Origin of the sequence: Streptomyces sp. NPDC058662 (assembly GCF_042716255.1) — a bacterium.
Lineage (GTDB): Bacteria > Actinomycetota > Actinomycetes > Streptomycetales > Streptomycetaceae > Streptomyces.
In genome coordinates this window covers 43,936-64,462 of sequence record NZ_JBHXRU010000008.1, presented here as the reverse complement: position 1 = coordinate 64,462, position 20,527 = coordinate 43,936, and the positions used below count along the sequence as shown (strand labels likewise).

Here is a 20,527-nt window from a genome sequence, read left to right as displayed (position 1 = left end):
CCTTTTCGTGTCCGGGGTCAGGCGCCGTGCGGCACCCGGGTCGGGCGGCCCCGGCCGCGCGTGAGCGAGTACCCCCAGATGCCCGCGAGGGCGCCGAGCACTCCGCCGGCCGCGGTCCACAGCCAGCGGTCGGACCACCAGCCGCCCGACCAGCCGTCCTCGGGCGCGCGCAGGCTGCCGGTGACGGTGGCGGGCACCAGCGGTGCGGAGAGGGCGCCGTCCACGGCGTGCGCGCCGCCGGTCTCCCGTACCTCCGCGTCCACGGCGACGCGTACCGCCTGCCCCAGGTCCTCCTCCGGGAGGTCGACGACGGTCAGCCGGACGTAGTAGCTGCCCGGCAGCGGGTCGTTGGCCCAGGGCTCCGCCCCGGCGCGGACCGTGCGCAGGGTGCAGGACAGGTCGACCTTCGCGGCTTCCTTGGCCGCGGCCGCGCTCTGCGTCCCGTACGTGCACGCCTGGCGGCGGCGCAGACCGTCGTACACGTCGAGCTGCCAGGTCGCGGCGCCGTGGCGGCCGGCGGACGGGGGCAGGGTGACCGAGGCCCGCACGGTGAGGCGCTGCTGCGCGTCGACGGGGAGCACCCAGTAGAGGTAGTCGCCGGTGGAGGCGCCGGCCGTGGCCCGCAGGCCCGGGCGGAACGCGGCGGCGGTACGGAAGCTGGTCCCGGCCTCCGTCGGCGCCCGGTCGGCCGGGTCGGAACTCCGGCTCGGACTCGGGCTCGGAGTGGCGGCCGCGGTGTCGGCGACGGCGGTACCGGCCACCGCGAGGGCGGCGGCAGCGGCCAGGAGTGCGGCGGTCAGGGTGCGTGCGGTACGCATCAGTTGGTCCTCCAGACGGATACGCGCCAGCGGGAGGCCCATCCCCACAGCAGGCCGGCGGCCAGGCCGGTGAGCACCAGGGCGGCCAGCAGCCACCAGCCGCGCCCCAGCCCGAAGGCGGCGGCGTCGGAGATGCCGTCGGGGCCGTCCACCAGTTCGATGGTCAGCTCGACGGGCATGCCGGGCGTGGTCTTGACGGACGCGGGCGCGGAGAAGGAGTTGCTGACCTGGATGCAGACGGTCTCCGTCCCGCGGCCGGTCTGCCCGTCCTCGGCGTCGACTTCGGCCTTCGGGTAGCGCAGGCCCGTCGAGAGGAGGTCGGTACGCCCGTCGCCCGCTTCCGAGCCGCGTACGATCTCGCGTCCGTGGACGGTCGTGGCCCGCATCAGGACGCCGTAGTCGTTGTGGACGGCGCGGTCGGCGGCGATGCTGACGGAGGCGCGCAGCTCCTGTCCGGGAAGGACGTCCACCCGGTACCAGCGGTGCTCGCCGAAGCTCTCGCGGTCGCTGTAGAGGCCGGGCTTGAGCAGCGGGGCGCCCTCGCACCGCTGGGCGCCCTCGGTGGCCACGGGGTTGACGACGGGGTCGGCGGCCCGGTCGACCAGTTGGCGCACTCGGCCGGAGAGTTCCGCGGTGTGCTGCACCGAGGTGTACGTGCCGCCCGTGGCCTCGGCGATGCAGGTCAGCTGGGCGCGCGTCTTGGCGTCCGGGACCAGGCCGAGCGTGTCGATGACGAGGTGGATGCCCTTGGCGGCGATTTCGCGTGCCACCTCGCACGGGTCGAGCGGGGCGCAGGTGTCCTCGCCGTCCGTGATGAGCACGATCCGGCGGGTGGCGTCGCCGCCTTCGAGGTCCTGGGCCGCGCCGAGCAGGGCGGGCCCGATGGGGGTCCAGCCGGTGGGGGCGAGGGTGGCCACGGCCGCTTTCGCCTCGGCCCGGTTCAAGGGGCCGACGGGGTAGAGCTGCTTGGTGTCCTTGCAGCCCAGCGCCTTGTCCTCGCCGGGGTAGTCGGCGCCCAGCGTGCGTATGCCGAGCCGGACTTCGTCGGGTACCGCGTCGATGACCTCGTTGAAGGCCTGCTTCGCCGCGGCCATCCGGGACTGGCCGTCGATGTCGTTGGCCCGCATGGAGCCGCTGACGTCGAGGACGAGGTCGACCTTGGGGGGTTCCTTCGCCGTCGGTGCGTCGGCGGCGGCGTTCGCCGGGAGGAGCCCGACGGCCAGGGCGGCGAGCAGGCCGCACGCCCGGGCCGCGAGCCGTTTTCTTGTGATCATCGCCGGATCGTATTGAGGATCGTCCGGCAATCCAAAACGGCCTCGCGGGGCGCGTTCTGACGGTCCGACCGGGGGCGGGCGGCGCCGGAGCGCGGACGCGGCGGGCCGTTCGCGCTCCGGGCGGGCGGTGCTACGGGGCGGTGCCGAAGACGGTGGCGAGGTGGGCGGCGAGGCGTTGGGGGGTGGGCGCGGAGAGGCGGGCGCCGAGGTAGCCGTCGGGGCGGACCACGAAGGCGGTCGGGCCGGTCGGCGCGTAGCCCCGGGCGAACTCGCCCGCACCGTCGTGGTAGACCGGCAGCCGCGTCACGCCGTCGGGGACACCGGCCGCGAGGATCGCGCAGGCCTCCACGCGGCCCGCGGAGGCGTCCCGGGCGGCGGCGGCCAGGGCGTCGAAGCCGTTGTCCGCCGAGGAGTTGTCCGCCGAGCCGTCGCCTGCGTCCTCCGGGTCGTCGCCGTGGCCCCCCGGGCCGTCGCCGTAGAGCAGCAGGACGTGGTCGCGTGCGCGCAGCAGGTCGTACAGGCGCATCGGGTAGGCGGCGATCGGGCCGGTCAGGCCGGCGCAGTCCGGGGCGCGGTCGCCCGGCTGCGGACCCGGGCCGTCCCCGACCGGGCCGACCAGCGGGCCGCCCCGGTAGCCGACCAGGAGTTGCGCCTCGCGGAGCATGAGGGTGGCGGGGTCGGCGGGGTCGGCTTCGATGCCCTGCCGGGCGTGCCGGACGGTGCGGCCGACGACTTCCTCGCCGACCGGGCGGCGTTCGGCGTCGTAGCTGGCGAGCAGCGCGGGGTGGGCCGCGCCGTCGACGGCCAGGGCGAGCTTCCAGGCCAGGTTCCAGGCGTCCTGGATGCCGGTGTTCATGCCCTGGGCGCCCGTGGGCGGGTGGATGTGCGCGGCGTCCCCGGCCACGAACACCCGGCCGTCCCCGTACCGGTCCACGAGTCGGTGGCTGATGCGGAACACCGAGGCCCAGCGGATGCCGGAAGCGGTCGTCGGGCGGGGTGAGAGGCGGTCGAGGACGGCCTGGACGTCGGGCAGGGCGGGGGCGCGGCCGGTTTCGAGGCCGTGCGCGACGCCGTCGGCTCCGCCGGGTGCGCCACCAGGCGTCCCGGGTGCGTCGCCGAGTGTCCCCGGTGCGTCGCCGGATGTCCCGGGCGCGTCACCGGGCGGGGTCGGGGCCGCCTCGGGCTGCCCCGCCAGGGAGAGGCCGGGCGGCACGAGCATCGACATGCGGTAGCGGCCCCGGCCGGGGAGCGGGATGCACACCAGGATGTCGTCGAGGGTGCCGGCGGCGTCCTTGTGCAGGGCGCGGACGCCGTACTCGTGCGGGAGGTCCCAGTTGACCTCCACGTCGGCGAGCATGTACTCGTCGGGGAAGGCCCCGCCCTCGAAGGTGAGCCCGAGGCCCTTGCGGACGATGCTGTGGGCGCCGTCGCAGCCGACGAGGTAGCGCGAGCGGACCTCCTCCACCACGCCCTCGGGGCTGCGCAGGAGGCTGGTGACCCCGTTGTCGTCCTGGCTGAACGAGACCAGCTCGGTGCCGCGTTCGATCCCGGTGCCGAAGCCCGCGAGGAACTCCTCCAGGATGCGCTCGGTCTCGTACTGCGGCAGCGCGGCGAAGCCGTACGGCACGTCGGGCGGCAGGAAGAGGTCGATGCGCGGCTGCTCGACGCCGTTGACGTACATGAGCTGGCCGCGCATCGGGACGGCCGCTTCGAGGGCGGTGCGCACCAGCCCCATCCGGTCCCAGATCTCCAGGGTGCGCGGCTGGACGCCGACGGCTTTGGCGAACGGCAGGCGGGCCGGGAGCCGGTCGACGATCCGGCAGCCGACGCCGCGCCGCCGTAGTTCGCCCGCCGCGGTCAGGCCCACCGGACCGGCGCCGACGACGAGGACGTCCGCTGCGTAGCTGTGCGCCACCGTGCCTCCCGGCCCGTCGGTCCCCCGCGAGTGGATGTGACTCCATCGTCGCCGGGGGCCGGGAGGGCTGCTACTCGATCACGAGCTCGACGGGGATGTTGCCGCGCGTGGCGCGGGAGTAGGGGCACACCTCGTGGGCCTGCTTCACGAGCAGGGCGCCGGGCTCGCCCGCCAGGGCCTCGGGGAGCTCGACGCGCAGGGTGACGCCGAGGCCGAAGCCGGCGCCGTCCTTGCCGATGGAGACCTCGGCGGTGACGGAGACCTCGCTGGTGTCGGCCTTGGCCTGGCGGCCGACGAGGCCGAGGGCGCTGGCGAAGCAGGCGGCGTAGCCCGCGGCGAAGAGCTGCTCGGGGTTGGTGCCCTGGCCGTTGCCGCCGAGCGCCGGGGGCATCGCCAGCGCGAGGTCGATCTGGCCGTCGGAGCTGACGGTGCGGCCCTCGCGGCCGTTGGCGGTGGCGACGGCGGTGTACAGCGCGTCCATCGGAGTTCCTCTCGCAGGGGTGAACCGGGGTGGTGCGCCGCCGGTGGCCGGCCGCGCTCCACAAGTAGAGCACACAATTAAGTTGTGCACAATTAAATGCCTCGCCAGGCAGCGCCGCGTACACTGGTCCCATGACCGAGCTGCCGACCGCGCCCCGCCCCGACCAGGACTTCCTCCGCCTGGACGGCCAGATCTGCTTCGCGCTGAACGCCGCGAGCCGCGCTTTCGGCGGTCTCTACCGCGTCGTCCTCAAGGACCTGGGCCTCACCTATCCGCAGTACCTGGTGATGCTGGTGCTGTGGGAGCACGGCGAGCTCCCCGTGAAGCAGATCGGGCAGCACCTGCGGCTGGATTCCGGCACGCTGTCGCCCCTGCTCAAGCGGCTGGAGGCGGCCGGGCTGATCCGCCGCGAGCGCAGCACCGAGGACGAGCGGTCCGTGCACGCGCACCTCACCGGGGAGGGCGCCGCCCTGCGCGCCCGCGCGGCGGCGGTACCGCGCCGGATCGCGACGGCGACCGGCTTCGACCTCGCGGAGATCCACGACCTCCAGGACCGGCTGAGCCGCCTCACGGCAGCCCTCGACGCGGCCGCCCCGACGGAGGTCTGACCGCCGCTCCCGCGGGTACCGCCGCGGAGGACGAGCGCGTCAGCGCACCCCGTGCGCGGCATGCCGGCCCTTGTCACACTGGGCGGGAGCCGCGGAAGCGGCGGAGGAGGTACGCCATGGACCCGGTTGCGGCACTGGACCGGATCGCCTTCCTGCTGGAGCGCGCGCTGGCGCCCACCTACCGGGTGCGGGCCTTCCGCAACGCGGCGGCCGCGGTCACCCGGATGGGCGAGCGCGAGGTGGCCGAGCGTGCCGGTGCCGGTTCGCTGGAGGCCGTGAAGGGCCTCGGCCCCAAGACCGCGCAGGTCGTGCGCGAAGCGCTCGCCGGAGGAGTCCCGGCCTATCTGCAGACGCTGGAGGACGAGGCCGCGGCCCTCCCCGACGGTCCTCCCGCCGACCCGGCGGCCACCGCCCTTCGGGCCGCGCTGCGCGGGGACTGCCATGTCCATTCGGACTGGTCCGACGGCGGCAGCCCCATCGACGCCATGGGCCGGGCCGCCGCCGCGCTGGGCCACGACTGGGCTGTGCTCACCGACCACTCCCCGCGGCTGACGGTCGCGCGCGGCCTGTCCCCCGAGCGGCTGCGCGAGCAGTTGGCGGTGGTCGCCGAACTCAACCGGGCCTGGGCGCCCTTCGAGCTGCTCACCGGCATCGAGTGCGACATCCTGCCCGACGGCTCCCTGGACCAGGAACCGGAACTCCTGGAGCGCCTCGACGTCGTCGTCGCCTCCGTGCACTCCAAGCTGCGGATGGAGGCGCCCGCCATGACGCGGCGTCTGCTGGCTGCCGTGCGCAACCCGTTGACGGACGTCCTGGGGCACTGCACGGGGCGGCTGGTCACCGGACGCACCCGGCCCGAGTCGCAGTTCGACGCCGAGGCGGTCTTCGCCGCCTGTGCGGAGGCCGGGACCGCCGTGGAGATCAACAGCCGGCCCGAACGGCTGGACCCGCCCCGCCGGCTGCTGCGCCTCGCGGTGGCGGCCGGGACGCTGTTCGCGATCGACACGGACGCCCACGCCCCGGGCCAGCTGGACTGGCAGATCCTGGGCTGCGAGCGGGCCGCCGAGTGCGGCGTCCCGCCCGAACGCGTCGTCACCGCGTGGACCGCCCCGCAGGTCCGGGCCTGGACCCGCACGCGGCGGCCTCCCGACCCCGCCCCGAACGCCTAGCCGGTCACGCCGGGCGGCGCGGTCACGCCGGGCCGGTGCCCCGCAGCCGCAGGGCCAGCAGCAGGACGTCGGCCGCGGCGACGGCCATCGTCACCCGGAACGGGAGCCTCCCGGCCGGCCGGCGGGCCGCCGCCGCCAGCGCCGCCGCCGTCACCGCCAGCACCCCCCAGCCGTACGCCGTCACCCGCCCCGGCGGCCCGACGACCAGGACCGCGGCCGAGCCGAGCACCAGCACCGCGGCCAGGGCTCCGGCGTACCGCACGCCGAGCCGCTGCGGCAGTCCCACGACCCCGGTGGCCAGGTCGTCGTCGATGTCCGGCAGCACGTTCGCGCAGTGCGCCCCAGCGCCCAGCAGCGCCGCGGCGGCCGTCAGCCACAACGGCGGCCACGGTCCGCCGGGCAGGCCCAGGGTGATGAAGGCGGGAAGCAGGCCGAAGGCGAGGGCGTACGGGAGCCAGGAGCAGACCGTGCTCTTCAACCAGAGGTTGTACGCCCAGCCGGCCGCGACGGCGACCAGGTGCACGGCGCCCGCGAGCAGCCCGGCCGCCAGCGACAGCCCCACGCACAGCAGCAGGGCGGCGCCCGCCGCGCGGGACACGGCCGCCGCCGTCACCGTGCCGGCGACCAGCGGTTTGTCACGGCGGCCCGAGACCAGGTCCCGGTGGAGGTCGGCCCGGTCGTTGCACCACCCCACGGACAGCTGCCCGGCGGCCACCGCGGCGGTGGTGGCGGCGACGCCCGGGAGGTCGCGCCCCACGAGCACCGCGAGGGCGGCGGCGAGCACCGTGACGGCCGCCGCGGGCAGCGGATGGCAGGCCGCCAGCAGCGCGCCAACGGTACCGCCCCGGGCGGTACCGTCACGCTGGGGGCGGCCGGGGGGCCGGGGCGTCCGGCGGGTCTGTTCGGTGGACGGGGTCACCCCGCCACGCTAGACGGCGGCGCGCCCGGTACCCCCGATTCCTCACGAGGTGTCAGTTTTTTCCTATGGTGGATCAATGACACGTGTCCTGGCAGTGAGCAGCGTGTTCCCGCCCCATCGCCACGCGCAGTCCGAGATCGCCGCGGCCCTCGCCCGCTTCCTGCCACCCGGCTCCGACACCGCGCTGCTGCACCGCGTCCACGCCTCGGTGCGGGTGGACGCGCGCCATCTCGCGCTCCCCCTGGACCGGTACGGGCCGTCGTACGACTTCGGCGCCACCAACGCCCTCTTCGTGGAGAAGGCCCTGGAGTTGGGGGCCTCGGCCCTCGCGCGGGCCCTCGCCGTCGGCGGTCTGGCGGCCCGGGACCTCGACCTCGTCATGTCGACCACCGTGACCGGGCTCGCGACGCCGTCGCTGGAGGCCCGCCTCGCCTCCCGCGCCGGCCTGCGCCCCGACATCCGGCGCGTCCCGCTCTTCGGTCTCGGCTGCGCCGCGGGCGCCGCGGGCGTCGCCCGCGTCCACGACCACCTCACGGGGCATCCGGACCACGCGGCGCTCCTGCTGTCCACCGAGCTGTGCTCGCTGACCCTGCAGCCCACGGACACCTCGATGGCGAACCTGGTGGCCGGGGCGCTGTTCGGCGACGGGGCCGGGGCGCTGCTGGCCGTCGGCCGCGGGCACCCGCTGTACGCCGCGGCCGCGGGGCCCTCGGTGGTGGCCTCGCGCAGCCGCCTCTACCCGGGCACGGAGCACCTCCTCGGCTGGGAGATCGGCCACTGGGGCTTCCGCATGGTGCTGGGCCGCGAACTCCCGGACCTCGTACGGCTGCACGTGGCGGAGGAGGTCGAGACCTTCCTCGCCACCCACGACCTCAAGCCGTCCGACGTCGACGTCTGGATCTGCCATCCGGGCGGGCCCCGGATCCTCGACGCGCTCTCGGACGCGCTGGCCCTGCCCGCATCCGCTTTCGCGGCCAGCCGGCGCTCCCTGGCCTCCGTCGGCAACCTCTCCTCGGCCTCGGTCCTGCACATCCTGGACGAGGTCCAGACGGCGGGACCGCCGCCGCCCGGATCCGTCGGCCTGATGCTGGCCTTCGGTCCGGGGTTCGCCTCCGAACTCGTCCTGCTCCGCTGGTGACTGGAGACTGGTGACCGCATGCCGACGCTTTCCGCCTTCCCGCCGTCCTCGATGACCCTGTACCTGCTGCTCGTCGCCGTCGTCGTGGCCGAGCGGCTCGCCGAGCTGGTGACGGCCCGCCGCCACCGGGCGTGGAGCCTGGCCCGGGGTGCCCGCGAGTACGGCCGCGGCCACTACCCGGCCATGGTCGCCCTGCACACCGCGCTGCTGGTGGGCTGCGTGGTGGAACCCTGGGCCGCCCATCGCCCGTTCGTGCCGCTGCTCGGCTGGTCGGCCCTCGCCGTGGCCGTGGCGGCGCAGGGTTTGCGGTGGTGGTGCGTGGCCGCCCTCGGGCCCCGGTGGAACACCCGGGTGCTCGTCGTGCCGGGGCTGCCGCTGGTGGCCGCCGGTCCGTACCGGTACCTGCGCCATCCCAACTACGTGGCGGTCGTCGCGGAGGGGGTCGCGCTTCCGCTGGTCCACACCGCGTGGCTGACCGCCCTGTGCTTCACGGTCCTCAACCTGGTGCTGCTGCGGGTGCGGATCGGCTGCGAGGACACGGCCCTGACCGAGGGCGGCCGGCTGCGGGCCCCCGCCTCCGTCCCGTCGGCGGGTGCCGGGGCGTGATCGACCTGCTGATCGCGGGCGGGGGCCCGGCCGGGCTGGCCACCGCCATCCACGGCGCACGGGCCGGTCTGGAGACCGTGGTCCTGGAGCCGCGCTCCTCCCCCGTCGACAAGGCCTGCGGGGAGGGCCTGATGCCGCGCGCGGTACGGGGCCTGCGGGAGCTGGGCGTGCCCGTGGCCGGGCAGCCGTTCCGCGGCATCCGGTACGTGGACGGCGTGAGCGGCCGGTCCGCGCAGGGGCTGTTCCACCGCGGCCCGGGCCTCGGTGTCCGCCGGACCGCCCTGCATGCGGCGCTGGCCGAGCGCGCGGCCCAGCTCGGCGTGCGCGTGGTGGCCGGGCGCGTCGGCGCGGTCCGCCAGGACGGCGAGCGCGTCGAGGCGGCCGGGTTCACCGCGCGCTACCTCGTCGCGGCGGACGGGCTGCACTCCCCGGTCCGGCGCGGCCTCGGCCTGTCGAGCCCGCCCGTGCCCGGCCGGCCCGCGCGCTACGGGCTGCGCCGCCACTACGAGATCGCGCCCTGGAGCGACCTGGTGGAGGTTCACTGGTCCGCCCGCTGCGAGGCGTACGTGACCCCGGTCGCGCCCGACCGGATCGGCGTGGCGCTCCTGACCTCGGACCACGTCCCGTTCGACGTGCAGCTGGCCCGCTTCCCGCTGCTGGCGGCGCGGTTGTCCGGCGCCCCCGCCACGGCGGTCCGGGGGGCGGGCCCGCTGCGCCAGGGCTCCCGCGTACGGGTGGCGGGGCGGGTGCTGTTCGTGGGGGACGCGGCGGGCTACGTCGACGCCCTCACCGGCGAGGGCGTCACCATGGCCGTCACGGCGGCCGGCGAACTGGTGCGCTGCGTACGGGAGGGGCGGCCCCAGGCGTACGAGCAGGCCTGGCGGGAGCTGTCGCGCAGCTACCGGACGCTCACCGCCTCGCTCCTGTGGGCACGGCACCGGCCCCGGCTCGCCGAGCGGATCGTCCCGGCGGCGGCCCGGCTTCCCCGCGTGTTCACCCGGGCGGTGAACGTGCTGGCGTGAGCGGATCCGCGAGGGCGGAACGCGCCCTCGCGGGCGAGGCAGTGGCGGGAGCGGGGCGGCACCCCGCGCGCGGGGCGCGGGGTGCCGCTCGCGGCCTCGGCCGGTCAGGCCGAGCGCTCCTGCCGCTCCCTCAGTGCCAGTCCGGCGAGGACGGCGCCGACCGCCGCGCACAGCACGACGGCGACACCGGCCCAGGCCAGCGAGCCGCCGACCGAGCCGTCGAGGGGGTCGATGCCCATCGCGCCGCCGCACACGTGCAGGGCGACGACCGCGACGGCGGCGATCGCGCCGGCCCGCATCGTCCCCGTGGTGTCCCGCAGCGCCAGCAGCGCGCCGAGCCCCAGGCACAGGGCGGTGGCGAGGAGCGGCAGGGACGCGAGGGCGGTGGCGGGCGGCAGCGCCGTCAGGTCCGCGGGCAGGTGCAGGGCTCCGCTGACCAGCAGGGCGAGTACCACCGACCAGCGCAGGACACCGCGCGGCAGCGGGGAGGCGGCGGTTCGCCCGGCGGCCGTACGGGCCGAGGCCCGGGCGGGAGCGGGATCAGCGGCGGCGGTTCGCCGGGGCCGCTCGGCGTACGGGGCGCCGTACAGCTCCTCGTGCGCGGGCTCGTACGGCGGTTCGCCCTCCTCGTGCCGTCCGGCCGCAGCGGCGGGCGCCGGCCCCGGGTCGGGCCCGTCGGCCGCACCGGGCGCTTCGGATCCGAAGCTGGCCGCCAGCAGGGCCACGTCCTCGATGGAGCGTCCGACGGCGGCGGCGCGCAGCGTGATGTCGGCCTCAAGGACGTCGTGCGGGGGCTCGCCCAACAGGGCGACCATCCGCCGCACCTCGTCCACCGGCCGGGTCACGGCCGCCGTGCGCAGGGTCTCGTGGGCGGGGTCAGGCAGTTGGCCGCCCTCCTTGAGGAGGCTGACCAGTGCGGTGACCTCCTCGACCGGACGGCAGGTGGCGGCGGTGTCCAGCAGGGTGCGTACGGGCCGCGTGTCCGGTGCGTCGGGGGCGGTGGTGTCGGGGTTCCCTGGGCGGTCGCCGTGCTCCGGATGCTCCGGCGCCGCGAGGGTGGTGGGGTCATTCATGGAAAGCTCCGTTCGCCGACGCGCGGGTCTACACATCGCGCGCCGGTCATCGTGCGTCATGGGAAGCGCACGCTTTGTTACATTGACTGCCACTTCTGTCCGCTGCGCCATTCGGGGCGGGCAAACGGGGTGCATCCGTGCGCTGTCCAGGGGAAGGGGCGTCCGCCGTGCCCTACGTTCGAGTCCTACGGCGCCTGCGGGGAGCCGTGCTGCTGCCCCTCGTGCTGCTGCTGGTGGCAGCGGCGGGCGGGCCGGGGCAACCGGTCGTGGAGACCGACCGGGGCGTGGTGCGCGGCCGGGCGCACGACGGCTACAGCACCTTCGAGGGCATTCCGTACGCGGCCGCCCCGACCGGTGCGGCGCGCTGGCGGCTCCCCCGGCCCGCGCCCCGGTGGGCGGGGGTGCGCGACGCCGGGGCGCCCGGGGCGGCCTGCGTCCAACTGCCCGCCGTCGGGCCCGGCGGGCCGGGCGGCTCCGAGGACTGCCTGTACCTCAACGTCATGGTGCCGGGCGGACCGGTGGGCCGGGCGGCGGGGCGGCCCGGCGCGGGCCCGGCGCGGCGGCCGGTCATGGTCTGGTTCCACGGCGGGGGCTTCACCACCGGCGCGGGCGACCTCTACGGGCGGGCGGAACGCCTGGCCCTCCGGGGCGACGCCGTGGTCGTCACCGTCAACTACCGGCTGGGTGTCTTCGGCCTCTTCGCCCATCCGGAGCTGGGCGGGGCTCCCGGTTTCGCCCTCGCCGACCAGCAGGAGGCGCTGCGCTGGGTGCGGGCGAACGCGGCGCGCTTCGGCGGCGACCCCGGGAACGTCACCGTGTTCGGCGTGTCGGCGGGCGGCCTCAGCGTCTGCGCCCATCTCGTCGCCCCCGGCTCCGCCGGCCTCTTCCACCGGGCGATCGTCCAGAGCGGGTCGTGCTCGACGACCATGCCGCCCCGGTCCCTGCTGCCCGGCCTCGGCGCGTACGAACCCTTCGCGCCCGAGCAGCGCGCGGTCTCGGACGGCGTCGGGGCGGCGGCCGCCCTCGGCTGCGACCGGCCCGCCGGGGTACTGGAGTGCCTGCGCCGGCTGGACGCCCGCACCCTCGCGACCCCCGAACTGATGCAGCGGTTCTCGCAGATCCCGTACGGGGGCGCCCTGCTGCCCGAGGAGCCCCGGCGCGCGTTGGAGTCGGGGCGCTTCCACCGGGTTCCGGTCCTGCAGGGCGCGACGCTGGACGAGATGCGGCTCTTCCTGGGGCAGACCCTGGCCGTGGACCCCGTCCCGGACGCGAGCGCGTACCGGGCGCGGCTGGAGCGGTCCTTCGGGCCCTCGACCGCCCGTGCCGTCGAGGAGCGGTATCCCGCGGCGGCGTACCCGACACCGGCGGTCGCGTGGGCGGCCGTGCTGTCCGACGCGTCGTTCATCTGCCCCGCGCTGCGGGACGGCGCTGCGCTGTCCCGGCACGTGCCCACGTTCGCCTACCTGTTCAGCGACCGGGGCGCCCCGAACTTCACCGGCCTGCCGCAGCCGCCGGACCTGCCGTACGGCGCCGCGCACGGCTTCGAGCTGCCCTTCCTGTTCGCGCTGGCGCCGCTGACCGAACCGCAGCGGGTGCTCTCGGACCGCATGACCGGCTACTGGACCGCTTTCGCCCGCACCGGCACGCCCCGGGCGGCAGGTGCTCCGGACTGGCCGTACCTGGGGGCGCCGACCACGGTCCTCTCCCTGGCCGCCGGCCCGGCCGGAGTCCGTGCGGTGGACGCGCGCACCGCGCACCAGTGCGCCCTGTGGGACACCCGGTGGCCCTGAGCCGGGCCGCGGGGCTACCGGACCGCCGAACCGCCGGTGAGTCGTAGTGTGCTCGTATGACCGGTCACGACGTCCGCCCGCTGCTCTTCCTCGATGTCGACGGGCCGCTGATCCCCTTCGGGGCCGGTCCGTACCCCCGGGGTACGGACCCGAATCCGCTGCTGGCACGCCTGGATCCCGCGCTCGGACCCCTACTGGCCGACTCGGGTTTCGACCTCGTGTGGGCCACGACCTGGATGGCGGACGCGAACGAGGTGATCGCCCCGCGCCTCGGCCTGCCGGAACTCCCCCTGGTGCACTGGCCGGAGCAGCCGGAGGCGGACGGCTGGGGCGGGCGGGGCGGGGTGCACTGGAAGACCCCGGCCCTCTGCGCGCACGCGGCCGGACGGGACTTCGTCTGGCTGGACGACGAGATCACCGACGCCGACCGGGTGTGGACGGCGGCGCACCACAGGGGTCGGGCCCTGTTGCACCGCGTCGACCCGGGTGTGGGCCTCACCGGTGCGGACTTCGCGGCTCTGTCGGCGTGGCTGTAGCCGCCGGTGCCCGCCGCAGGGCGGTAAGGGTCGCGCGGCGGCGGGGCAGGGCGGCTCACGCGTCCCGGGAGCCCTCCCAGGAGGCGGCGACCAGGGAGCGTTCCGCGGCTGCCAGGTGGGTGGCCGCCGCCAGCCAGGCCCAGGCATAGCCGTCGGCCGAGGGGTCGGTGAGCCGGCCGAAGGCGTCGCGGGGACGGCGGTCCGCCTCCGCGCGGAGCGCGGCGGCCAGTTCCGCCGCGGCGCCGAGCCCGGCCCGCCGCAACGGGCCCTGCGCCGTACGGGAGGCATCGCCGCGCGCCGTCTCGGCCACCGCCCTGCGGCCGCCGGCGACCCCCGTCTCCAGCAGCCTGCGTACGCGCCACAGCGGTGAGTCCGCCAGCGGGTCGCGCACGGCTGCGGGGAGGTCCGGAGCCGGTGCGTCGGCGGCCGGTGTGTCGGCGGCCTGGGCGGCCGGTGCGTCGGCGGCCGGTGGGAAGTGGCTGCCCTGGAGCCGGTCGTAGCCGAGGTCGGCGCGGTCCAGCCACTCCTCGGGCAGCCGCAGGGTGTACGCGGCGCCGGGCACCGGGCCCACGGCCAGCGGGCGCAGGCTCGCCGCGCGGTCGAGGTCGGGGCGGCCCAGGACGCGCAGCAGGAGGCCGGGGTGGGCGGCGATGCGGCGCAGATTGTCGGTGTGCGCCAGCTCGGGATGGGGGTGGGCGGGCCGCAGCCGCAGCAGCGGTCCGCCGGGGCGCGCCTCGCGCACCAGGACGTGGTCCCCCGCCGGGCCGACGACCACGACCTCGCAGCCGAGCAGCGCGGCCTCGGCCCCGTCCGGGTCGGCCTGGCGCGCGGCCACGGCCTCGGCCGCCGGCCGCCCGAACAGCGCCGCGGCGGGCTGCTCGCTCCAAGGGGTGCCGCGCACGGGGGTCGCCCTGACCCCGCGTCCGGAACCGAGGCGCCCGTCGGCGGAGACCGTGGCGCCGGCCACGCGCAGGCCGCCGCGCGCCAGCCCGGCGTGGTCGAGGACGGCTCCGCCCAGTGCCACGGAGGCGGCGCCGGCGCCCCGGGCCCGGGCGAGGCCTCCGGGCCGCACGTCGGAGACCGAGTAGGGGCTGCCGTCCCCGGCGAGCAGGTGGGTGACCACGCCCGCGTATCCGGTGGCGGTGAGCACGGGCTCCCGGCACAGGCCGTACACCTGGAGGCTGCCGCCGGGCGTGTAGGCCCGGCGGGCGGTTCCGGTCAGTGCGGGGTCGGCTGTTCCGGCGGCCAGCAGGGCGGCCGTCCGCAGGAGTTCGCGGAACCCCTCGGTCAGGTCGCCGAGCTTCTGGGCGGCCTGGCGGTCCCGCGCGGCGCGCAGGCCGCGTACGACCCGCAGGGCGGCGGCCTCGCCGCGCGGGATGCCGGCGACGCGGGCGGTGTGCGCCGCGCGCAGGAGCTCGGCCTGGGCCACGGCGCCCGCGGCCGTGACCCCGGCGGCGAGGGCCTCGGCCGCCGCGCGCCAGAGCGCGGCGGCCGCGCGCGTCTGGTCGTCGGTGAGGGCGGGCGGGCCCTGTGCGCCGGCGTCCGCGTCGGCGGCTTCGGCCGCTTCGGCCTGGCGGGCCGGGTCCGCCGGACGCGCCGGGTCCGCCGGGTCCGACTCCGGAAGCGCGTCGGCGTCGGGGTCCGGCTCGTGCTCCAGCCCCGGCGTCCGGTCCGGTTCCCCGCCCGCTTCCCCGCTCGTCGGCGGCGGCGCCGGATCCGCCAGGGGGGCGGCGCCGAGGACGGCGGCCCGGTGCAGGCAGCGGGGGGCCAACAGGCATCCGCAGACGGCCTGTCCGGCTTCGGAGACCGTGCCGTCCGGGCCGGGGCGCAGCGTGACGAGGGCGTCCTCGCCGAAGCGGACGCACGTACTCCCGTCCGCCCCGCGGACGGCGTCCGCACCGCAGGCCGCGATGGCGGCGTCGAGCTTCTTGCGCAGCCGGGCGGTGAGGTTCTCGACCGCCTCGGCGAGGACCTCGGGTGCGACGGGCGGCAGTACGGTGCCGGGGACGGCCGGGTTGTCAGGGCTCAACGGGGCTCTCCACGGAGGCGTTCGCCCACCCAGCGGGCGAGGGCGAGGGGGCTGAGGGCGGCCACCGGCATGCCGGCCGCGACGAGTTGGCGGGCGACGGGAATCGAGTAGCGGGGTGCGCCCGCGTCGTCGAGCGCGGCGCAGCCGAGCAGCTGGGCGCCGGAGGCCGCCAATGCGCGGACCTCGCCGAGGAGTCCGCCGATCGGGGCGCCCTCCTCGAAGTCACTGACCACGACGACCAGGGTCCGGCTCGGGACGGTGATGAGGGAGCGGGCGTGCGCGAGCCCGGCGGCGATGTGCGTACCGCCGCCGACCCTCACCTCCAGCAGCAGCGAGAGAGGGTCATCGACCCGGTCGGTCAGGTCCGCGACCTGGGTGGAGAAGGCGAGGAAGTGGGTGGACAGGGTGGGTACGCCGCCCAGCACGGCCGCCGTCAGCGCCGACCAGATGACCGATGCCTCCATCGAGCCGGAGACGTCGACGACGAGGATGAGCCGCCAGTCGGCCTCGCGGCTCGACCGGGTGGAGAAGACGGGGCGTTCGGGGACCACGACCACGCTGCCGTCGGCTCGGCGCCGGCTGTGGGCGAGGTTGGCGCGCAGGGTGCGGGCGAGGTCGAGGCGGCCGCCGGGGCGGCGGGTCGGGCGCGGGGTGGTGAGGCCGGAGAGGGCCGGGCGCAGCCGGGTGGCCAGCTCCTTCGCCAGTTCGTCGACCAGGCGCCCGACCAGCGGGCGCAACTGGGCGAGCCGGGCCTCGGGCAGACCGCCGGCGAGGGACAGTACGGAGGTCAGGAGCTCCACGGAGGGGCGTACGGACGCGGGGTCGAGCTGGGCCAGTACGTCGGTGCGGCCCGCTTCGGCCGCTCCGGCGAGCACTTCCTCCCGTACGTCGGTCCCGAACAGCGCCTCCAGTTCCTCGGACCACTCCCGGGCGGTGGGGAAGGAGGCCTCCTGGCCGCCGCCCGCGCCCCGGCCTCCGCCGATGTCGAGGGTGCCTTCGCCGCGCCCGGCGCCGTAGAGCTCGTCGAGGGCGTGCGCGTAGCGGCGGGCGCCGTCGGGGAGGCGGTCGCGCTCGCGGCCGAGGAGCAGCCGCCAGCGGTCGGCGGGCGCGAGCCGCCGGTCGTCGCCGGCGGCCCGCGCGGGGTCGGGGTCGGGGGCGGGCGTGGGGTCGGGCCGGGTCGGAACCGTCCCGCCGGGGTGTGCCGCGGTCGGCGGCAGGGGCAGGTCCTTGAGCGCGGCGAGTCCGGCGGCGTCGGCGGCGGCCCACAGGGCCAGCAGCTCGGGCGACGCGTCGAGCGCGAGGTCGAGGCGGTCGCCGAGCCGCTCGGTGACGGTCTCCAGCAACTGGTCGCGGGCGCTCGGGGACAGGGCGTCGAAGCCCCCGCGCAGGGCGGGGAGCCGGTCCAGGAAGTCCTGGTCGGCGAGGTGTTCCACCCGGTCCAGGAGGGGGGTGAGGGCGGCGGGGGACGACTGGAGGAGGGGTCCCGCGGCGGTGAGCAGGCCGCCGATCCGGCGGGTCAGGGCCCGGCGGCCGTCGGGGGTGCTCGCGCCGTCGATCCAGCCGGCGGCGCGGCGGCCGAGCTCGTCGGCCGGTGCGAGGTCGAGGAGCACCCGTACGGCCAGGGCGGCGCCCTGCATGAGTGGGGACCCGGAGTCCGCCAGGGCGGCCAGGGCGTCGTCGGTGCGCAGCCCCAGGTGCCGGGCGGCGGCCCGGTCGGCGAGGGCGACGAGGGCGGCCGCGTCGGCGGGGTCCGCGCTGCCGGACAGGCCGGGCAGGGAGCGTACGGCCGCCTCCAGGAGCTCGCCGGTGAGCGCGGCGGCGGCGGTCCGGGATCCGGCGGAGGTGCCGGGCAGGTGGCCCCGCCGGAGGGCCTCCAGGAGGTCGAGGGCGTCGAGGAGTTCGGGCAGGGTCGCGGTCGCCGTCAGGACGGCGGCCGCCTCCTGGAGGCGTACGTCGACCAGCTCGGGCAGATCGCACCGGGCGGCGGCGGCCAGCCCGGCGAGGATCTGCGCGGGGGTGGGTCCGCCGTCGGCCGCGGCCCGGCGCGCGGTGTCGCCGAGGGTGCCGGCGGCCGCCTGGGCGGCGGTGACGCCGCGGACTCCGGCGAGGTCGAGGCGGGCCGGGACGGAGGGCGTCCACGACAGCCGCCACTTGGTGCCGAGGGCGGTGCCGTCACCGGTGGAGGCCACGGTGAGGGGCTCCCCGTACGAGGCTCCGCAGACGAGGAGGCGTTGCAGCAGGACCTCGCGCCGGGCGTCGAGTGCGGAGCGCAGCGGGTCGAGGCGGAGTTCCCGGGGCGCCGGGTCGTCGGGGGACGGCAGCCGGAGCGCGGCCAGCTCGGCCTCGACGGAGGGGCCGAGTCCGGAGCGGGGGGCGTGGGGGGTGATCCGGCCGCGGGCGGTGCCGACGAGTACGGCCTCCAGGGCGCGGGCGAGGGCCCGGCCCCGGCCCAGCGGTTCGCCCTGGCCGAGGACGGTGGTGACGGCCTCCAGGAGCTCGCCGCGGCCGGGCGCGGGGAGTCCGCGCAGGACGGCCAGGTCGCAGGCGAGGCGCAGGGTCTCGGCGGCCTCCCCGGTACCGGCGGTGTGCCCGGCGCGGCGCAGCTCGCGGCAGATCCCGGTGACGGCGGCGGAGGCGGCCTCCCGGAGCAGGCCGGGGTCCCCGCCGGCGTGCAGGACCGCCTGCTGCCAGAGGGGGTCGCGGATACCGGCGGGGTAGCCGGAACGGGAGTCGAGGAGGTCGAAGGAGTAGGGCACGAAGGAAGTGACGGCGCCTCCGGTCCGGCTGCCGGACCACGGGGCGGTTCCCGGCGCCCCGCCGGCGACGGGCACCACGCTTGCGGCGGGAGCCGCGCTTGCGGCGGGACCCGCGGCCGTAGCGGAAGCCGCACCCGCAGCGGGAGCCGTGCTCCGTGCCGTAGTGGGAACCGGAGGAGTCGCGGCCCCGGGGAGTTCGCCTGAGGCGGGGCCGGCCGGCGTGGTCGCGGGTAGGGCGGGATCGGGCGGCGGGGGTGAGGCGGCGAGGGCCGGGGCGTGGAACGCGCCGATGACGGCGGCCACCCGGCGGCCCCCGGCGGCGGCCGAGGCGATCACGGCCCGCATGTGGGCCTCGCGCGCCAGGTCCGTCGCCGGGACGGGGGCGTCGGCGCGCAGCGCCCAGCCGACGCCGAGTGCCGCGCGCCGGACTGCCTCCGGGGCGCAGCCCGGGGCCAGCACCTCCACCACGCGGTCCCACATGTCGTCGCCGGCCCGGCCCGATCCGGCGGCGGACAGGGCGTCCGCGAAGGACCGGCGCGGGGCCTTTGCCCCGGTCGGGCGGGGTTCCTGGGACGGGTCCCGCAGGGTCCAGCCCCCGTCGGACAGCGGCAGGTCGCAGCAGAGTACGGTCGCGCCCCGCTCGTGGGCCCAGCGGATCGCGGCGAGTTCCGGTGAGAAGTCCGCGAAGGGGTAGAACGCCAGCCGGCCGTCCTGCCCCGACCCCGCGAGAGCGACCGGCGCCAGCGTCTCGGGGTCGGCCAGGTGTTCCAGCCAGGGCTGGAAGTCCACCGGCAGCTCCACGCACACGACGTCCGCCGCCGAGGCGTCGAGCAGGGCGGGGACCACGGCGGCCAGTGCGGGGCTGTGGTGGCGCACGCCGAGCAGGTACGGCCGGCGCGAGGCGGCCAAGGCCTCGACCGCACGCGGCGGATCGGCCTGGGGGCCGGTGTCCGCGCACGGGGCGGCGCCCGCCGGCGGAGCCAGGACATCGCCCGCCGGCAGCTCTGCGCCCGGGTACGGGGCGGCACCGGCCAGGTGCGGGGCGGGGTGGGTCACCGCAGACTCCCGCGCAGGTCCCAGAGGCGGCGCCACATCGCCGAGCCGTCCTCGGCACGGCGGCGGACCGGGCCGTCCCAGTAGCCGAGGAGGCGGCTGTGGTCGGCCGGATCGTCCTTGCGGACGACCCCGAGCAGGTGTCCCGGGAGCAGGTCCAGCACGTCTGCGCCGGGCAGATACGCGGTCGCCACCCCCAGCGACACCGCCACCTGCACGGCCTCGGCGGTGGACATGACGGTGCCGGGGCGTTCCACGTCCCACCCCTCGGCGGAGCGTCCGGAGCGCAGGTCGCGGAAGACGGTCACCAGTGCGTCGAGCACGGCGTCGTCGACGCCGAAGGCGGCGCCGGCCCGCTGGACGGCGGCCACCGCCTGGCGGCGGACCAGTTCGGCCTCGGCGTCCGCGTCCGCGATCGGGGCGACCGTCTCGAAGTTGAAGCGGCGCTTCAGGGCGGCGGACATCTCGGAGACGCCGCGGTCGCGCAGGTTGGCGGTGGCGATGACCGTGAACCCGGGGGCGGCGGAGACCACCGCGTCCTCGGTGGACGTCAGTTCGGGTACGGAGACCCGCCGGTCGGACAGGATCGACACCAGCGCGTCCTGGACCTCGGGCAGGCAGCGGGTGATCTCCTCGACGCGGGCCACCCGGCCGGTGCGCATCGCGGACAGGACCGGGGAGTCGACGAGCGCCTGCGGGGTGGGCCCCTGGGCCAGCAGCAGGGCGTAGTTCCAGCCGTAGCGGAAGGCGTCCTCCGTGGTGCCCGCCGTGCCCTGCACGGTGAGGGCGCTGGTACCGCAGACGGCGGCGGCGAGGAGTTCGGACAGCAGGGACTTGGCGGTGCCGGGCTCGCCGGTGAGCAGCAGGCCGCGCTCCCCCGCGAGGGTGACGACGCAGCGCTCGACCAGGGCGCGTTCGCCGACGAACTTCGGGGCGATCGCCAGCTTGGCGGGCAGTCCGGGCCGGCGGCGGCCGGGGAGGGCGAGCTCGGCGCCGTCGCTGCCGCAGATGAACGTGACGACGGCGCGCGGGGTCAGGGCCCAGCCGGGCGGGCGGGGGCCGGTGTCCTGGGCGGCGAGGAAGGCGAGTTCGCCGGCGTGCCGCTCCTCGGCAGGCATCGCCTGCCGGGCGCCGGGGACGGGGGCGGGGGCGGGGGCGCGTTCTTCGGTGACGGTCATACGGGGTCCTCGGTCTTCCGGAGCGGTGCGGGTACTGGCGGCCGTGGCCACCCGCACACGGGTGGGTACGCCCACAGCGGGGCGGGTGTTGGACGGGGTCGGGGGGCGCGGCGCACCCGCGGCGGGGGCGCCGCGCCACCCCAGGCGGGACGCCGGGGAACA

16 protein-coding genes are annotated in these 20,527 nt (G+C 77.0%); 7 read left to right on the top strand and 9 right to left on the bottom strand.

Annotated elements, in window-relative coordinates:
• Positions 1 to 17 precede the first annotated feature (17 nt).
• From ACFWUQ_RS05650 to ACFWUQ_RS05635, 4 genes are all read right to left on the bottom strand, one after another.
• On the bottom strand, positions 18 to 818 hold the full coding sequence (locus ACFWUQ_RS05650) for a hypothetical protein (protein ID WP_384533220.1): 801 nt from the start codon (positions 816 to 818) through the stop codon (positions 18 to 20).
• On the bottom strand, positions 818 to 2,092 hold the full coding sequence (locus tag ACFWUQ_RS05645) for a VWA domain-containing protein (RefSeq protein WP_384533217.1): 1,275 nt from the start codon (positions 2,090 to 2,092) through the stop codon (positions 818 to 820). Before ACFWUQ_RS05645 ends, ACFWUQ_RS05650 begins: the two co-directional genes overlap by 1 nt.
• A 130-nt stretch (positions 2,093 to 2,222) precedes the next feature.
• Positions 2,223 to 4,007, bottom strand: coding sequence for an FAD-dependent monooxygenase (locus ACFWUQ_RS05640; RefSeq protein WP_384533214.1), 1,785 nt, complete (start codon positions 4,005 to 4,007; stop codon positions 2,223 to 2,225).
• Between the two features lie 70 nt (positions 4,008 to 4,077).
• Positions 4,078 to 4,488, bottom strand: a complete 411-nt coding sequence (locus ACFWUQ_RS05635; RefSeq protein WP_384533211.1) for an organic hydroperoxide resistance protein — start codon at positions 4,486 to 4,488, stop codon at positions 4,078 to 4,080.
• A gap of 131 nt (positions 4,489 to 4,619) precedes the next feature.
• Here ACFWUQ_RS05635 and ACFWUQ_RS05630 point away from each other — a divergent pair, with 131 nt between their 5' ends.
• Positions 4,620 to 5,096, top strand: coding sequence for a MarR family winged helix-turn-helix transcriptional regulator (locus tag ACFWUQ_RS05630; protein ID WP_384533208.1), 477 nt, complete (start codon positions 4,620 to 4,622; stop codon positions 5,094 to 5,096).
• A 116-nt stretch (positions 5,097 to 5,212) separates the two neighbouring features.
• A complete protein-coding gene (locus tag ACFWUQ_RS05625) occupies positions 5,213 to 6,265 on the top strand; it encodes a PHP domain-containing protein (RefSeq protein ID WP_384533205.1) in 1,053 nt (350 codons plus the stop codon).
• 22 nt (positions 6,266 to 6,287) lie between these two features.
• Here ACFWUQ_RS05625 and ACFWUQ_RS05620 read toward each other — a convergent pair whose 3' ends face one another.
• Positions 6,288 to 7,184, bottom strand: coding sequence for a UbiA family prenyltransferase (locus ACFWUQ_RS05620; RefSeq protein ID WP_384533202.1), 897 nt, complete (start codon positions 7,182 to 7,184; stop codon positions 6,288 to 6,290).
• 76 nt (positions 7,185 to 7,260) lie between these two features.
• Between ACFWUQ_RS05620 and ACFWUQ_RS05615 the strand changes: the two genes are divergently transcribed.
• Genes ACFWUQ_RS05615 through ACFWUQ_RS05605 form a run of 3 tightly spaced genes read left to right on the top strand, consistent with a single transcriptional unit; the run spans position 7,261 to position 9,950 of the window.
• The gene (locus ACFWUQ_RS05615) at positions 7,261 to 8,322 is read left to right on the top strand and encodes a type III polyketide synthase (protein ID WP_384533199.1); all 1,062 of its coding nucleotides are present in this window, start codon (positions 7,261 to 7,263) and stop codon (positions 8,320 to 8,322) included.
• A 51-nt stretch (positions 8,323 to 8,373) separates the two neighbouring features.
• Positions 8,374 to 8,928 (top strand): isoprenylcysteine carboxyl methyltransferase family protein, encoded by a 555-nt coding sequence (locus tag ACFWUQ_RS05610; RefSeq protein ID WP_384533353.1) that lies wholly within the window; start codon positions 8,374 to 8,376, stop codon positions 8,926 to 8,928.
• The gene (locus tag ACFWUQ_RS05605; RefSeq protein ID WP_384533196.1) at positions 8,925 to 9,950 is read left to right on the top strand and encodes an NAD(P)/FAD-dependent oxidoreductase; all 1,026 of its coding nucleotides are present in this window, start codon (positions 8,925 to 8,927) and stop codon (positions 9,948 to 9,950) included. Before ACFWUQ_RS05610 ends, ACFWUQ_RS05605 begins: the two co-directional genes overlap by 4 nt.
• Positions 9,951 to 10,054: 104 nt before the next feature.
• On the opposite strand, the gene ACFWUQ_RS05600 is transcribed toward ACFWUQ_RS05605, so the two are convergent.
• The gene (locus tag ACFWUQ_RS05600) at positions 10,055 to 11,023 is read right to left on the bottom strand and encodes a hypothetical protein (protein WP_384533193.1); all 969 of its coding nucleotides are present in this window, start codon (positions 11,021 to 11,023) and stop codon (positions 10,055 to 10,057) included.
• A 167-nt stretch (positions 11,024 to 11,190) separates the two neighbouring features.
• Between ACFWUQ_RS05600 and ACFWUQ_RS05595 the strand changes: the two genes are divergently transcribed.
• Both ACFWUQ_RS05595 and ACFWUQ_RS05590 read left to right on the top strand, forming a co-directional pair.
• Complete coding sequence (locus tag ACFWUQ_RS05595; protein ID WP_384533190.1) at positions 11,191 to 12,813, top strand: carboxylesterase/lipase family protein; 1,623 nt, start codon at positions 11,191 to 11,193, stop codon at positions 12,811 to 12,813.
• Between the two features lie 56 nt (positions 12,814 to 12,869).
• A complete protein-coding gene (locus ACFWUQ_RS05590; protein WP_384533188.1) occupies positions 12,870 to 13,349 on the top strand; it encodes an HAD domain-containing protein in 480 nt (159 codons plus the stop codon).
• 55 nt (positions 13,350 to 13,404) lie between these two features.
• On the opposite strand, the gene ACFWUQ_RS05585 is transcribed toward ACFWUQ_RS05590, so the two are convergent.
• The 3 genes from ACFWUQ_RS05585 to ACFWUQ_RS05575 form a co-directional block, all read right to left on the bottom strand.
• On the bottom strand, positions 13,405 to 15,378 hold the full coding sequence (locus ACFWUQ_RS05585; protein ID WP_384533185.1) for a hypothetical protein: 1,974 nt from the start codon (positions 15,376 to 15,378) through the stop codon (positions 13,405 to 13,407).
• Entirely contained in the window at positions 15,375 to 19,118 is a 3,744-nt protein-coding gene (locus ACFWUQ_RS05580; protein ID WP_384533351.1) for a DUF5682 family protein, read from the bottom strand. Before ACFWUQ_RS05580 ends, ACFWUQ_RS05585 begins: the two co-directional genes overlap by 4 nt.
• A 68-nt stretch (positions 19,119 to 19,186) precedes the next feature.
• Positions 19,187 to 20,365 (bottom strand): AAA family ATPase, encoded by a 1,179-nt coding sequence (locus tag ACFWUQ_RS05575; RefSeq protein WP_384533183.1) that lies wholly within the window; start codon positions 20,363 to 20,365, stop codon positions 19,187 to 19,189.
• Positions 20,366 to 20,527 lie beyond the last annotated feature (162 nt).

Excerpts from the sequence above, each read along its gene's own strand:
- ACFWUQ_RS05650 (WP_384533220.1), bottom strand. The coding sequence starts at position 818 with ATGCGTACCGCACGCACCCTGACCGCCGCACTCCTGGCCGCTGCCGCC.
- ACFWUQ_RS05645 (WP_384533217.1), bottom strand. The coding sequence starts at position 2,092 with ATGATCACAAGAAAACGGCTCGCGGCCCGGGCGTGCGGCCTGCTCGCC.
- ACFWUQ_RS05635 (WP_384533211.1), bottom strand. The coding sequence starts at position 4,488 with ATGGACGCGCTGTACACCGCCGTCGCCACCGCCAACGGCCGCGAGGGC.
- ACFWUQ_RS05630 (WP_384533208.1), top strand. The coding sequence starts at position 4,620 with ATGACCGAGCTGCCGACCGCGCCCCGCCCCGACCAGGACTTCCTCCGC.
- ACFWUQ_RS05625 (WP_384533205.1), top strand. The coding sequence starts at position 5,213 with ATGGACCCGGTTGCGGCACTGGACCGGATCGCCTTCCTGCTGGAGCGC.
- ACFWUQ_RS05615 (WP_384533199.1), top strand. The coding sequence starts at position 7,261 with ATGACACGTGTCCTGGCAGTGAGCAGCGTGTTCCCGCCCCATCGCCAC.
- ACFWUQ_RS05610 (WP_384533353.1), top strand. The coding sequence starts at position 8,374 with ATGACCCTGTACCTGCTGCTCGTCGCCGTCGTCGTGGCCGAGCGGCTC.
- ACFWUQ_RS05600 (WP_384533193.1), bottom strand. The coding sequence starts at position 11,023 with ATGAATGACCCCACCACCCTCGCGGCGCCGGAGCATCCGGAGCACGGC.
- ACFWUQ_RS05590 (WP_384533188.1), top strand. The coding sequence starts at position 12,870 with ATGACCGGTCACGACGTCCGCCCGCTGCTCTTCCTCGATGTCGACGGG.
- ACFWUQ_RS05575 (WP_384533183.1), bottom strand. The coding sequence starts at position 20,365 with ATGACCGTCACCGAAGAACGCGCCCCCGCCCCCGCCCCCGTCCCCGGC.